Origin of the sequence: Roseibium algicola, from assembly GCF_001999245.1 — a bacterium.
GTDB classification, from domain to species: domain Bacteria; phylum Pseudomonadota; class Alphaproteobacteria; order Rhizobiales; family Stappiaceae; genus Roseibium; species Roseibium algicola.
On sequence record NZ_CP019630.1, the window covers coordinates 6038879 to 6053707 of the forward strand.

Below are 14829 nucleotides of genomic sequence, written 5' to 3' on the forward strand. Positions count from 1 at the left end.
TCTTGCCTCTCCCATGAGGGTTAGATTCCAAGTTTTCTGCCTAGCCAGGACGAGTGCCGCTTGATCGCGGTCACCAGAAGGTGCCGCTTGTCTGTCCGCTGCTCCGCTAGCCGCGCAACCAAAAACTCCGGTGAGCATGGCAACAAGGAAACCGGGTCAATTGTGCGGGCATACTTCACGAGAGCCAGATAGACCAGCTCCGGCAAGGTGCGGCTTGTGCCCCTGCCTTCAATCTGGGTCAAATCCTCACAAAGGCCCCAGCCGGCATAAAAGGGCGCTCCGTGGACACACACCTTCTTGCCCCGCAGCAAAGCTTCGAACCCCGATAACGAAGAAAAAGTCTCGACACAATCGACTGCCTCTATGAGGTCGATGATATTCGCATCTTCGGCAATTTCATCGGCGTATTCCAGCGCGGTTTCACGGGGTACCTTGCCTTTGCGCAAACCGGTCTCAACATCGGGATGTGGCTTGAAAACCAGAAACGCCTCGGGATGACGGGCACGGGCGAGGCGAAGCAGATCGAGATTCACGTTCGGTGTGTTGGCGCAATCGATTGTCGCAGATCTGGATTTTCTGATTGCCGCATCGTCCGCAACCTGCCCCGGTACAAGGATCTTATCCTTGTTGGCCGGATAGGCAAATGAACGCGTCTTGCCGAAATTGTATTTGGAGACCCTGGCGCGAATGATCAGGTCGATCAAAGCTTCGCCCCGGTTCCGTTCTTCCGGTGAAAGCACGTACTCTTTCAGTAGCACCTCAAGCCGGCTGGGCCGAGAGGGGTCGTAGTAGATGCCGAGGTCATCGACCGCAAGCATAGCCCCTCTTGCAAGGCCTGCACCAAGACCGACGGAGCGCAAGAAACCGTCTTCTATGCGCGACAACTGAATCCCGTTTTGTATGCAGATCTGCTCGAACGCGGGATCGGTGCGCCCTGCCCAGGAATATATCCGCCCGCCGTCACTCCGTGCGGCTGAGACAGCGTCCTGTTGGGTTTCGTGAAACGTGACCGCCCCGCCTTTTCCGGAAAAGGTGGCGTTGATCGAAGGATGGTTCCAATACTGCGCGCCGTAACAATGGCCGGGCATGGCGTTGTCCTGCCACTGCTCCTGCATAAGCGAGTGGATCTCCAGCGCATCACCTGGGTGCAGAAGATCGCCTGTATAAGGTGAGAACCATGCAGTCCGGCAAGACAATATCCAGTTCAGCAGATCGTCGGTGGCTATCTGCTCAAGAGCGGCCCTGTTTTTGAGCTCGGTCCAGAACAACGCTCCCTCTTGTCGGACGTCGTCTCCGGCCAAAAGCCTTTGAAGCGAAAGACCTTCGGCTCCAGCAACCGCAGTTTCGCCCGCCGCGGAACAGGAGAGCGACTGCTCACGCCAGGTGCCTGCAAAATCGCAAACCGACGCAATATTCCGACCATGTGTGACGAACTGCCGGATTAACGTGTCACAGGCGACGCTCATCAAAGACCGTTCTTTCAGCTCAGTGCGGCTCACTGGCAAAAGAATTAAGCTGGAGGGCAGCCGCCGGGCTTGTGCAGGGGTCGGTCCTTCCAGGACCAGAAGAAGGCTACCTGTGACAGGCTTCATTCCGCTGAACGTATTAGCGTTTTTCAGCCAAACTGCCTGATAGGGATTGGTATCTGAACTCTCAAGGATCCCGCCCTCGTGAGCCGCCTGAAGCCGGGCTTCCAAAGGCCGAAGCTCCGGGTCGACAATCTTCAACGCCGATTTATGCCCCTTCAGCCAACCGATCACAACGGCACTCCGAGCGCACGTGCCCTGGCGAGCCTGGGAGGAGGATCGACATAGGCTCCGAAGGCGTTCAAGTCTCTATTGGCAATCTTTTCGGCAATGTTTTTCGCCGCAACTGCGACGCCTTCCGAATTGTGGATCGACCCTCTCACCTGCGTTGAAGCTGCCAGCGCTTGAACGTAAGTGAGGAGAAGGTCACGATCCGGCTGATCTGGATTATTCCAGAAACTCGCCAGATCACCCTGGTGGGTCAGGCCGGCAATATCGTAGTGGGCCGGCACCAGCGTCTTCACCGGCACGCCAGCTTGCAAGGCTTCCAGCCCGGCAGTGGAATTCAGCGTCACGACCCCGAGCGCCTGCTCGAACGGCTTTGCAAGGCCGCCGCCATCGAGAAAATGCACCCTGTGCTGCAAGCCGAAGCGGTCTGCAAGTTGATTGGCAACACCCGGCCAGTCTTCGAAGCCGACATCGAGAGGGTGGCTCTTCAGAACCAGATGAACGTCGTCATCTGCCACTTCGGTCAAGGAGCGAAAAACGACTTCCAGAACCTCTTCAAAACTGTGGAACGGAGAATGTCTGCGTAACTGGAAATCTCCCTCCAGCTGCAACGGCAGCACGTAATAGCGAACCGCCTTCTCCTGCAATTCCGCAAGCTGGTGTTCTGCTGCCCTGTTCCTCCGCTTTTCCGTCAACAGCCTGACTGCTCCGCGCAGATATTCCGCGACCGGGGAATAGATCGTGTGCCGCTGATAGGCTGGATAGAGCGGCTTCAGGAAGACATTCGTCAGGTTATAAACCACGTCAGGCGCTGTCTGGAGCCAGAAGCTGGAGGGATAACGCGGGGAGAGATCCATCGGCCCTGCTGTCTCGGCTATGCGCCTTATCGCAGCCGGTTCGGAAGGAAAGTGACTGAGCGTGGACAAACCGGTTCGCTCCAGCGTCATCCAGCCGGGCCGCAATGCCCCAAGTTCTGTCACGGCAACATAAACGCCTAACTGGACTGCCTTTTCGATAGCAAGGCGATGGTAAAGGCGCTGATCCCCATGAAGAACGAGATCTGTAATCTCGTGTTTGCGCAGATAGTCTTCTATGTAAGCCGGCCATTCGGATGGCTGCCCCTTGAAACTGACACAACCCTTTCCGTGCCAATGTAGCCAGTCACCAGCGCAGAAATTGATCCGGTGAACATCAAACCCGAGGGCTTTGAGGCAATCACCCGTTTGCTTGTAGAGCGGAGATAACGGTCCCTGCAGAAATAAGACCCGTCTTACGACGTTTGGGCGAGTTTCCGTTGCCACAGACGGCTCAACCGCGCCAGACATGTGTCCACCGTTCAGTTTTGCCGCGCCGTTCCAGTTGTTCGGAGAAGGTCGTCGCGATCCCTCTCGCCTGAGCCTTTTGCAAACGAGGCGGCATTTCACAGAAGGCTTGCGGCAAATTAACCGTGTCCGCAATCATCCGTTCCGCCATCATGTCGGCAGCCGCCTCTCTGCCTTCCTTGGTGTAGAAACATCCCTTGACCTGAATGGACGCGGCAAGCAACCGCTCAAGCGCATCCAGCAGATCCTGATCGGGCATCGTCGGGTTGCGCCAGAAATCATCAAGAGGATTCTGGCACGTCAGCCCTGCGATATCATAAAGTGCGATGCCGAGAACCTTCGTGGGGCAATTCGCCCTGAGGGCATGAAGACCGGTGGTGCTGTTGATCGTCAAGGAGCCTGCTGCGTGTTCCAGTAGCCGGTTCAGGTTGCCACCATCCACCAGAACCACACGCTTCTTGACCCGGTATTTCTTGGCGAGCGTCCGCAGGATTCGCCCCCAAGGCTCCATGCCATTGTCCAGAGGGTGGACCTTGAAGACAAGGCGCGCCGCGGCAGGTGCGTTTTCTGCAAACGACTTGATAACCTCCTCCGCAGCATCCGCAATATGGTCATACTGGGAGTTATAGCGCAGCTGATAGTCGCTCTGAAGCTGAAGAGGAAAGACGTAGTATGGCAGGCCAGTCGCAATAATGTCGTCAATCACGTGGTGGGCGTGCCTGTTGCGGCTTTTGGCGAGCGAGAATCGCGGAATATTGCTCAGGTAGTCGATCAGCGGATGATAGAGCTTGTCACGGACATACCTGGGATATGACAACGCGAAGATCACGTTGGACATATTGTAGGTTACCTCGTTCACCGCTTCGTTGATGAACGGATACTTGTAGAGTGCCTGCCGGTCGATATCCGGAAGGCTGCTACCTACCTTCATGATGAGTTCCGGATCATCCGGAAACCGGGAGTGCGCGGACATTCCGCAATGCTCGAGCGTTATCCAGTCCGGACGCAGATAGCCGTTCTCAAAGGTCAGACACGTTATGCCGAGTTCCGCTCCCACTTCCGCCGCTGCGACATGATAAGGCACACGATCCGCGTAATAGACGATGTGGGTAATCTTCTGGTCGAGACAGTAGGCTCGAAGCCAGTTGGGCCAGTTTCGCAAGGAACCGCGATAGGATGTACATCTGCGGTCGTGCCAACCGATCCAGTCGCCGGCACACAGGTTCACCCGGCGTGTGGACGCCCCTGCTTTTTCAAGGCTGTCGGCAATGGTTCGCGCAAAAACGCCAGGCGGCCCTTGCAGAAACAGCACCACCATTGAACTGACTGAAACCATGCAATCTGCCAACCTACCGGCTTTAACGGCCCACGATGTTTATCTGAGCCGTTAAATCTTCGTACGGCAACTGTTAATCCGTGATGTTACTTACCACAGAGTAGTTGCTGATGAGCGGAGCGATGATTTGCAGGAACTTGCCAAGCTCAGCAGTCGGATGGTTCGAAACGAACAGGATATCCTTGTCCCGCATTTCGAATTTCTGCGACATGAAGAAACCCTTCGGATCGCGAAGGCTCAGCTTGTAGACAAGAGGAACGCTCTGACCCGTCAGCTTGTCCGCAAGAAGAGGCTTGAGCTTTCGCACAAGCGCAGCATCTTCGAAGCGGAACAGGAACACACCGTTTGCATCCGCGCGGTCATCCCGCAAACCACCCACCGTCGCCAGGGCCTCGGCCATCGTGACGGTCTTCGTCCTGAACGGAACGAGCTGGTTTGCCTTGAGGGCACCGAAAGCAGAGAAAGTACGCGGGCGATGCGACAGAAGAATGTTGTCGTTCGGCGCGATCAGAACGTTGTTTTCCGGATAATCGATCAGGTCTTCCAGACGGGTGGTACCGGCGCGGTTGCCGCGCTTCAGCGTAACCACGGTCTCATAGGTCGCGTCGCGCGCGCCACCTGCCTGCGCAACGAGGTCAAGCAGGCGAGTATTTCGCAGCGGCAACGGATAAACGCCGGGCTTGGCGACATCGCCGACGACAACCGCGGTTGAGCTCAGCTTGTCTCTGAGGGAAATCAGAACCTGCGGCTCAACGGCCTTGCCAACGAGTTTCTGCTGCACCGACTGGCGCAAGCCCTCAATGCTGAGGCCTGCCGCCCGTATACGGCCAGCGTACGGCACGAAGATATAGCCGCTCTCGTCAACAACGGATGGAATGTTGCTCGACCCGCCACCGCCACTGCTGAACAGGCCGTCTGGCGACGCTTCCCAGATAGTGACATTCAGCGTGTCGCCAACGCCGAGGAGTGTTGAAGACCCGCCACTCCCCACTCCGTGGAACTGGTTGGCGAAAGCAAGTGGGCGGTAATTCTTGATGGTGTCAATGTTGGACGGCTCGACAACGACGACGGTGTAATCCCCCGTCTGCGCGCTGGTTTCTACATCTTGCGACGAAATATTTATCGCAGCCGGGCCCTCGCCCGGCAGGGCGGAGCATCCAAACAGAACTCCGGCAGCCGCCAATACTGACAAAAAACGCATTAGTACCCAATCCACCCAAATTGCTGCCAAGTCTGGTAACACCCTCTTGCAAGGTTGTCCAAGACGCATCGCAGCTTTCCCCGGGAGAAACCTCCCAGCTGTGACTTTGCTGTAACACTACACCGTCTTTTCCTAGTGAATTGATAAATTTCCAATTTATCGTCTTCTGTTCGGCATGTGAGCGTCGATAATCGAATTCAGCGTCAGAGCTTCCAACATCTGTCTTCGGGGTATCTTATGACCGCCAGCAACCGGCATAACGACATTAAAAACATTAAAATTCTCTCGTCAGAATTAACAATCTGGCTGCGGGATTCGGCCTTGCCGCTCTGGTCAACTGCCGGTATCGACTCGCAAACAAAAACCAGTCTTGACGTTATCGACCTCAAAACTGGTGCCGGCCTTCCGGTCACGCGGCGCGCGCGGGTCGTAAGCAGGCAGATCTATTCCTTTCTGGAAGGCAAGAAGCTCGGGTGGACAGGACCAGCCGAGGAATTAGCAACCGAACTTTATGGCTGGTATACGAGCACGTTCCTGATGCCGGACGGACACTACGCCTCTTGTGTTGACACGAATAACACCGTCACAGACACGAGTTTCGACCTCTACAATCAGTCTTTTTCCCTCTTTGGCTTCGCCAAGCTGGCAGCGGATCTTCCCGCCTGTAAAACCAGCGCAAGCGAACACGCCGACAAGCTGCTGGACCATCTGATGACGGCCTATCGTCATCCGGAAGCAGGATTTCAAGAAGCCTCTCCCGCGAAGAAACCGCTTTGCTCCAATCCGCACATGCACATGTTCGAAGCGTGCCTCGCATGGGAAAAAGTCTCTTCGGATACGGCCTGGGCAGACCTTGCTGATGAAATCGCCGAACTTGCCCTGACGCGTTTCATCGACCCGGTTTCAGGCGGGCTTCGAGAATTCTTCAACAGCGACTGGACCCCGTTTGACGGTGACAAGGGCCGTGTCATGGAGCCCGGTCACCAGTTCGAATGGGCCTGGCTCCTGACAAGATGGGGGCAATCGAGAATGGATGCGGGCGCCCTGATTGCAGCGCGGCGCCTCTATGACATTGCATGGACCTACGGCATAGATGAAAGCCGCGGTGTCGCCTTCATGGCCTTGAACGACGATTTTTCCGTCCGTGACCCCATGGCACGCCTGTGGGGACAGACGGAATGGATCAAGGCCGCCGTCGCTCTGGCAGAAGTTTCAACCGGCGCGGAAAGGGATGCCTACCTGTCGGATATTCCGGAAGCCGTCCAGGCACTGAAGGTCTATTTTGCAGATGTCCCCGCCGGCTTGTGGCGAGACAAGCTTTCTCCCAACGGAACCTTTGTCGATGAACCCGCACCGGCAAGTTCGCTCTATCACATCGTTTGCGCCATCTCGGAACTTCACGATTTCGCAGAATCACTTTGACCGGGCAGTCCGCGTCAAAAAGGCGTGCATGGCGAAACCAGAGCAGTAAAAGACGCATTCGGCCTTTTTCATTTCGATACAGAGCTCTATAGCTTGTCGCCGGTTAAAGAAGACGTGCGACCAATGAGGAGGCCGAATGCCCAAGGCTCAGATCATCGATGGCAAGGCTATCGCGGAAAGTGTCAGGCAAGAAATCACCAACCGGGCAGCCAAGCTGCTGGAAACCAGCGGCAAACGCCCCGGTCTGGCGGTCGTCCTGGTGGGTGAGGATCCTGCCAGCCAGGTCTACGTACGCAACAAGGACAAGGCCGCCGAAGCTTGCGGTTTTCACTCCGTGAAACACACGCTCGCTGCCGACACCAGCGAGGACGCTGTGCTGGCACTTGTCGACCAGCTCAACAACGACCCTGATATTCACGGAATTCTGGTGCAGCTGCCTTTGCCGGGACATATCGACGAGAGCAAGGTGCTGCGCCTCATCCGTCCGGAAAAGGATGTCGACGGTTTCCATCCTGTCAATGTTGGACTGCTGACTGCCGGAGAACGGGACAGTGCGCTGGTGCCCTGCACACCTGCCGGTAGTCTGGTGCTGTTGAAGCGCACACTCGGCGACACGCTCTCGGGTCTCAACGCAGTCGTGGTGGGCCGATCCAACATCGTCGGCAAACCCATGGCGAGCCTTCTGCTTCAGGAAAGCTGCACTGTCACGATCGCTCACAGCCGCACCAGAGACCTGCCGGACGTCGTGCGTTCCGCAGACATCGTCGTCGCGGCGGTCGGTCGGCCGCAGATGATCAAGGGCGATTGGATCAAACCGGGCGCGACCGTTATCGATGTCGGCATCAACCGAATCCCGGCTCCGGACCTGGGTGAAGGCAAGGCTCGCCTGGTTGGCGATGTGAACTTTGCAGAAGCAGCAGAGGTTGCAGGTGCCATAACACCGGTTCCCGGCGGCGTTGGTCCAATGACGATTGCCATGCTGATGGTCAACACCTTGACGGCTGCTCGCCGTCTGCTTGACCTTCCGGAGGAAGAAGCGCTTTTTTGAGTAATAACCGGCCGGCACGAAAGCGCGCGCAAGAATATTTTCGCGCGTTCTTGCGGCACATTCACTAAAGTCTTGTGCCACCTTCTCTCTTGAACTCGTTCCGGCGCCATGGTCTATCGTGTTTGTATTCGCTTAACCATGGCCCTTTAAGGTGCGTAACGTAGGGGCTGCAAACGCAGATGGTTGAATTGCGCTGTTATCAGATGCAATTCGGCTGACCAATTAAACAGGCGGCAGTGAGTGAAGGGTCTACCGTCTTGCAAGTCCGGCAGGTTCGCCGGCAAGCGTTTCAACGCATTTTCCTCATTGGCAGCCTGGTTGGCTGGCGGTGTTTCTTTTGTTGCCTTGCGCCCGGCTGGTGCTGGGTTGGCCTGTGCCCTTCTTCTTGCTGCTCCCCTTCCCGCAAATTCCTTTGAAATATTCGGCTGGAAGTTTTTCGAATCGGCGGAAGACGAAGCCAACGCTGTTCCCGATCCCCTGCCCTACGAGGCAGACCTGACAATCTCCAATGGTGCGGATGATCTCACCAAGGAATTGAAAGACGCCTCGCTGCTGGTACAGCAACAGGAAAAGCCTCCCTCCGGCGAGGCAGGCCTGCTCGCACGCTCTCTTTCTGATCGTGAACGGCTGATCGCCCAGCTTTATGCCGATGGCCGCTACGGTGGAACTGTCGATATCACGCTTGCGGGCATTCCGCTTGAAACCGCTCTTGAACAAAGTGATTTGCCTGACGCTCGGCCGGTGAAGGTTGAGATTCTGGTCAATCCGGGGCCGGTCTTCACCTTCAGCAATATCGACGTTTCGTCCCAGGACGGCGATCTGTCCACCGACCCGTCCTTCTGGGGCCTCGCGAAAGGCGAGGTCGCTGCTTCCGGCAAGATCCTGACGGCGGAAAAGCGCATGATCGCGGTTCTGCGCGATCGCGGGTATCCGAAGGCGCGGATTGCTGAACGCCGGATAACGGCGGACCATAGCACCAACACCCTCGCCGTGGCGCTGATCGCCGATGCGGGCCATCAGGCACGTTTCGGCCCGGTCTCGGTCAAAGGTACGGAAGTCACTGACCCGGATTTCGTCGTCCAGCAGGCAATGCTTCCGGTCGGAGGCGTCTATTCGCCTGAAGACCTGGCCCGTGCACGCAAACGGCTCAACGAACTCGGCATCTTCTCGTCCATCCGGCTCGTGGAAGGGGAAATCGAAGGCCCAGACGGCACCATGCCGGTCACCATCGAGGTGAGCGAGCGCAAGCGCCACGTGATCGGTGCCGGTGCTTCCTGGTCCAGTACCGAGGGCTTTGGTGTCGAATCCTATTGGCGCAGAAGAAATCTCTTCGGCCGGGGCGAATTGCTCTCTGTTGAAGGGTCCGTTGGCAGGATCGGCAACGAGAGCGTCCTCGACATGGAGTACTCGGCGCGGATTGCCTTTGAAAAGCCAGGCGTTTTCGGCCCGCTTACCAGCTTTTCGACCAGCCTGCAGGCACGCCAGGAACATCCCGACGCCTACAAGAGCCGGTCGATTACCTATGACGCCTATCTCAACAGGGAATTTTCCGAGCAGCTGAAAGGCCGCGCGGGCGCCGAGGTCTTTTACGCCAATGAAGAAGACGCCTTCGGCGATGGCGACTATCTGCTGGTTGGACTGCCGGCGGACCTGACCTTCGACAACCGTGATGACAAGCTCAATCCGTCCAAGGGGATTTTCGCAGCCCTGTTTGCGGAGCCCGCTTACGATACCCTGAACAGCAACGCGATGGGTTTCATCAAAGGCACTGTTTCCAGTTACTATGCGCTCGATCAGGCCAAGCGTTTCATTCTTGCGGGCCGCGTCTCCACAGGGTCGATCCTGGCGCCGTCCGTGGAATCGGTTCCCGCCAGCCGGCGGTTCATCGCCGGTGGTGGCGGGTCCATCCGTGGCTACGCCTATCGCAACGTCGGTCCACGCAAGGATGGTGAAGTTACCGGTGGACGCTCAATTATCGAGCTTTCCGGTGAAGTTCGCGTCATGGTAACCGAAACCATTGGAATCGTTGGATTTGTTGATGCAGGTAATGCATACGAAGACAGCATTCCCGATTTTTCCGAGAGCCTGAAGGTGGGCGTTGGCGCTGGTCTGCGCTACTTTACTCCAATAGGCCCGCTGCGAGTCGATGCTGCGGTGCCGCTGGATCCGGGACAGGATGACCCGGACTTCGCCCTTTATGTAGGTTTGAGCCAGGCGTTCTAACGCAGATGCGTTTTCTGAAACTTTCCTTGCGAATCTTCGGATTCCTGATCGCGGTTGCGATTGCTATTCCCGTCCTCGCGCTTTGTGCCCTGCAAGTGCCGGCGGGCCGCACCTTTGTGTCCAGCGTCGTCAGCACGCTTGCCTCGTCCGACAATCAGACCATCACGATTGAAGAATTGTACATCAGCTTTGGGCTGAAGGCTGAAGTCGGCAAGGTCTCCCTGGCCGACAAGGAAGGAACCTGGCTGAACGTCGAGAACGTTGCCGCCGACTGGCATCCCATGCGGCTCCTTGCCGGCAATCTCGATATTTCTTCTCTCACCGCATCCCGGATAGATCTGGAAAGAACACCTGTCCAGCCACCGGCTGAAGAGGTGGCAGTGACCGAGGAGAGCAACTCATCGGGCGGTGTATCGCTGCCATTTAACGTCACTCTCGAACGTCTGGGCTTTGACGAAATCAACCTCGGTGCTCCCCTGCTGGGAGTACCTGTCTCCCTGACGGCCGCAGGATCAGGCTCTTTCGCGCTCGACCCGGCACTTGTCACTGCCGATCTCGACCTGCACCGGATCGACGGCATAGAAGCCGGTCTTGTGGCCAAGGCACAGTTTGAACCCGCCGCCGAAACGCTTGCCTTCGATATTGAAGTGTCCGAACCGCGCGGGGGCCTTGCCGCACGGCTTCTTGAAGTTCCCGACCTTCCCGCGCTGGATCTGTCGCTCAAAGGTGATGGTCCCCTGACCGACTGGGCAGCCAACCTGAGTGTGGCTCTCGATGGCAGGACCACCGTCACCGGTTCGGCAAAAATCGAGGAAAATGCATCCGAACGGCATCTGGCCTTCGATCTGGACGGCGATCTCGCGCCGCTTGCACCTCCCGCGGCACAAGCCTTTCTGCTCGGAACGACAAATGCCAAAGGAGCTGCCAGGTTCTCTACGGAGTTCGCCCCTCTTTCGGCCAACCTGACCTTGAAAACACAAACGCTTTCTCTGGAAGCAAAGGCTGATCTTGAGAACGATGCCGTCAACGCCACGGCGGATCTTGCCGTAAGTGCCGGGAATGACGCGCTGATTGCGCTCGACCTTGGCGAGAGGCGCATTGCCTTTGGTCCGTTGACCGGAACGGTACGTGTTTCCGGACAACGCTCCGCGGTCGACTGGCAAACCAAGATTGACCTGAAGTCGCTGCAGACAACGGAAGCCAGGACTGGAGCCATCACGCTGTCGTCCTTCGGAAATGGAGCAGATCTCTCCGAAGGAACGCTGACGTCACCCTTCTCGCTGTCGCTCGCCATTGACAGGCTGGAAGGCATTACCCCGCAAACAGAGCCTTTGACCGGTTCACTTGAATTGAAGGCTACGGGCGCCGTGAACGGCTCAACCCAATCGGCCCAGATCAAGGATCTGACCCTTTCAACCGCTGTCGCCTCGCTTGCTCTGTCGGACACGAACCTGTCAGCCGACGCTGTCAACGGATCGGGCAGGCTTTCGCTCGCCGACCTTTCCCGTCTGGCGGGCCTGGCAGGCCGCGATCTGGCCGGTGCTTTGAACGGAACATTTTCGCTGGATCTTGATCCAAGCCAACTGTCGGGCACGATCACCAGCGCTCTCGTCACCAGGGATGTCGGGACGGCAATTCCTCAGGCCGACGCGCTTCTTGAAGGTGAAACACGCATCGACGTATCTGTCGATCTTCAAGGCGTGGACGATATTTCCGTCACCAGTCTCGCTGTTTCGAACAAGGCGCTGGATGCGAAAGGGAATGCCCGTTACCAGCAGAATGAACTCAGTTCCAGCCTGACGACCAGCCTTGCCGATCTCGCAAAGGTCGATCCGCAACTTGCCGGTTCGCTGGAACTCGAAGCGAGCACGGAAGGTCCGATCGACGCGCTTGAAGTGCAGGCGGTCGCCTCTTCAAAGCAGATCATGCTTGCAGGCACACCACTGGATGACTTGAAGCTTTCTGCACAGGCAACGGCCAACCCCGCCGCGCCTACAGCCAAGATTACCAGCAGTGCCAGCCTGAATGGCCAACCCATTGCCGTTGATGTCGAGCTTACCAGCAAGGACGGTGGGGCAAGTGTCAGCCCGCTTTCCGTCAAACTGGCCGGCAACACCGTGACCGGTGAACTTTCTCTGGCAGACCTCGACAAGCCTGTTGAAACGCTCAAGGGCACGTTGAACATCGATGCTCCGGACCTTGCTTCGCTCTCTCCGCTCCTTCTGACGGAAATCGCCGGACGTGTTCAAGGCACAGTGACAGCCAATCCGGAAACGCGGCAACTCGCACTCGACGTTACCGGAAGCGATATCAGCGTGCCCGCAGTCAGTCTCGGCAGCGTAAAGCTCAAGGCCAATCTTACTGCCCCATACGAGCCGGAAACCGTTACTGCGGACATTCAGCTTTCAGACATCCTGACAGATGCGACCCCGGTTCATGCGGTCAGCCTTCAAGCCCAGCCTCAAAATGGCGGCACCGCAATCACGGCAGACGTCAAGCTGGACAAGAACGGCAAGGATGGCGTGACGCTTGCAGCGCAGGTAAACGAACCGGAAGCTGGCTCCTACGTTGTCGCCCTGTCCGAGCTTGCCATGCGATATCAGGGTATCGCCAGCCAGTTGAAGCAGCCGACAACCATTTCCTATGCGGCCGGTGAAGCGACGATCGAACCACTGGAGCTTCAGCTTGGCAATGGCTCGCTTGCGGTGTCCGGCAAGGCCGGCGAGACGCTTGACCTGAACGCCAACCTGACATCCATTCCGCTCAATCTTGCCAACGCCTTTGTACCCTCACTTGGTCTCGGCGGTGCTCTTTCCGGGAAAGTATCTGCCTCAGGCAGCTCATCGGCTCCCGAAGCGACCTGGTCGATCTCCGGAACAGGTCTGACGGCTAACGAGTTGCGAAACAACGGTCTGGCCGCACTCAGTCTGTCGACCTCAGGCACATTGAAGGACAACCGGATCGACCAGACGACCAAGGTCAGCGATCCGAATGGACTGAACCTCACGGCTGCGGGAACGGTCGGGCTGCAGAAACCCAATCCGATTGCTCTTACCCTGAATGGCAACGTGCCGACTGCGGCTCTTAGACGCCCCATGATCGAGGCAGGTTTGCGCGGTGAAGGTACAATCGCCCTGAGCGGCAATGTCGGCGGTTCGGCAGCAGCCCCCACTTACCAGATCACCGCCACGCCCAACGGTTTGAAGATCACCAGCCTGTCGACAGGTATCACTGTTCAGAACATTCGCGGCACGGCTTCTGTCAGCCAGAACGAAGCGTCGCTGAACGGCATTGCCGGTGACCTCGCGACGGGTGGCTCCATGTCTGCGTCAGGCACTGTTGGCATGAAGGACGGATTTCCGGCGGATCTCAGCCTGAAACTGGACAATGGGCGCTACGTCGATCCTGGCCTGGTGACTGCGGAAGTGGATGCGGATCTCAAGGTTTCCGGTCCGCTTGCTTCTACCAGCGCATCTGCCCTTATCAGCGGTCAGGTATCGATCAACAAGGCGGACGTCTCAATTCCCGAGTATCTGCCCGGTGCGATACCTCCCGTTGATGTTCGGCATATCAATGCTTCCAAGGCGATCCAGCAGCAGGTTGCAGAACTTGGTGGCGAAGTCTCCCAAACACAGACCCAGCAAAAGACCTTCCCGCCGCGTCTGGACATCGTCCTGTCCGCACCGGGACGGATCTTCATTCGCGGGCGTGGTCTTGATGCGGAACTACAGGGCAATCTCAAGATCGTCGGCACAACGGCCTCGCCGCAGGCAATCGGAGCTTTCGGACTGAAGCGTGGCCAGCTCGACATTCTCACACGCCGCCTGATCTTCTCTCGCGGCAACGCCACTTTCGAGGGCTCACTGACGCCTGTCCTCGACTTTGCGGCGACGACAGTCGTGAGCGACACCACCATCACCGTTACCGTGAGCGGCGAGGCAGACGATCCCCAGATCGCGTTCTCCTCGTCCCCCGAACTTCCGCAAGATGAAGTTCTGGCACTGCTTCTGTTCGGCAAGAGCGTCGGCAACCTGTCGCCCACACAGGTGGCACGGCTTGCGGCGGCCATAGCCACCCTCACCGGGGGCAGCGACAACGGACCGCTTGCCACGATCCGGAAGTCTCTGGGCCTGGATGCCATCGACATCAACACGGACGGGGACAACGGCCCTTCTGTCGCTGTCGGCAAATACATCAATGACAACATCTACGTCGGCGTTGAACAAGGCACGGGTACCGGTTCCAGCCGGGTGAAGGTCGACATTGACCTGGACCGCGGCCTGAAGGTCCGTGGTGAAGTCGGTGCGGACGGATCTTCTAAGGCCGGTATCTTTTTTGAACGCGAGTATTGAGCCTACTCCCGTTCCCGGCAAATCTGACAGGGGCGAAGCGTGTAGCCGCCGCTGGAAACCGCGATTGCGACAAATTGCCCGCCAACGGTTGCGGTGCACTTGTGTCTCGTGCGAGTGTGCCCGCCATGACCAAACAATTTATGAGAAATACTCCGTCCCATCCGGAGGAAA

Annotated in this window: 8 protein-coding genes; 4 read left to right on the forward strand and 4 right to left on the reverse strand. The window is 57.5% G+C overall.

Annotated features, from left to right (window positions below):
• Positions 1-20: 20 nt before the first annotated feature.
• The 4 genes from B0E33_RS27915 to B0E33_RS27930 all read right to left on the reverse strand — a co-directional run bounded on the left by B0E33_RS27915 (position 21) and on the right by B0E33_RS27930 (position 5613).
• Positions 21-1466, reverse strand: a complete 1446-nt coding sequence (locus B0E33_RS27915; RefSeq protein WP_167579609.1) for a capsular polysaccharide export protein, LipB/KpsS family — start codon at positions 1464-1466, stop codon at positions 21-23.
• A 290-nt stretch (positions 1467-1756) separates the two neighbouring features.
• Complete coding sequence (locus B0E33_RS27920; protein ID WP_077293024.1) at positions 1757-3079, reverse strand: capsule polysaccharide biogenesis protein; 1323 nt, start codon at positions 3077-3079, stop codon at positions 1757-1759.
• The gene (locus tag B0E33_RS27925; protein WP_208993338.1) at positions 3063-4412 is read right to left on the reverse strand and encodes a capsule polysaccharide biogenesis protein; all 1350 of its coding nucleotides are present in this window, start codon (positions 4410-4412) and stop codon (positions 3063-3065) included. The genes B0E33_RS27920 and B0E33_RS27925 overlap by 17 nt, the downstream gene beginning before the upstream one ends.
• Positions 4413-4485: 73 nt before the next feature.
• The gene (locus tag B0E33_RS27930; RefSeq protein ID WP_167579610.1) at positions 4486-5613 is read right to left on the reverse strand and encodes an SLBB domain-containing protein; all 1128 of its coding nucleotides are present in this window, start codon (positions 5611-5613) and stop codon (positions 4486-4488) included.
• Between the two features lie 321 nt (positions 5614-5934).
• Between B0E33_RS27930 and B0E33_RS27935 the strand changes: the two genes are divergently transcribed.
• The 4 genes from B0E33_RS27935 to B0E33_RS27950 all read left to right on the forward strand — a co-directional run bounded on the left by B0E33_RS27935 (position 5935) and on the right by B0E33_RS27950 (position 14658).
• Positions 5935-7035 carry an AGE family epimerase/isomerase gene (locus B0E33_RS27935; protein WP_228148043.1) on the forward strand — a complete coding sequence of 367 codons (1101 nt, stop codon included), beginning with the start codon at positions 5935-5937 and terminating at the stop codon, positions 7033-7035.
• Positions 7036-7171: 136 nt separating this feature from the next.
• Positions 7172-8083: a bifunctional methylenetetrahydrofolate dehydrogenase/methenyltetrahydrofolate cyclohydrolase FolD gene (folD, locus tag B0E33_RS27940; RefSeq protein WP_077293026.1), complete on the forward strand. Its 912-nt coding sequence runs from the start codon at positions 7172-7174 to the stop codon at positions 8081-8083.
• 240 nt (positions 8084-8323) lie between these two features.
• Positions 8324-10306, forward strand: coding sequence for an autotransporter assembly complex protein TamA (locus B0E33_RS27945; RefSeq protein WP_022999443.1), 1983 nt, complete (start codon positions 8324-8326; stop codon positions 10304-10306).
• A 5-nt stretch (positions 10307-10311) separates the two neighbouring features.
• Positions 10312-14658, forward strand: coding sequence for a translocation/assembly module TamB domain-containing protein (locus tag B0E33_RS27950; RefSeq protein ID WP_077293027.1), 4347 nt, complete (start codon positions 10312-10314; stop codon positions 14656-14658).
• The last annotated feature ends 171 nt before the right edge of the window (positions 14659-14829 follow it).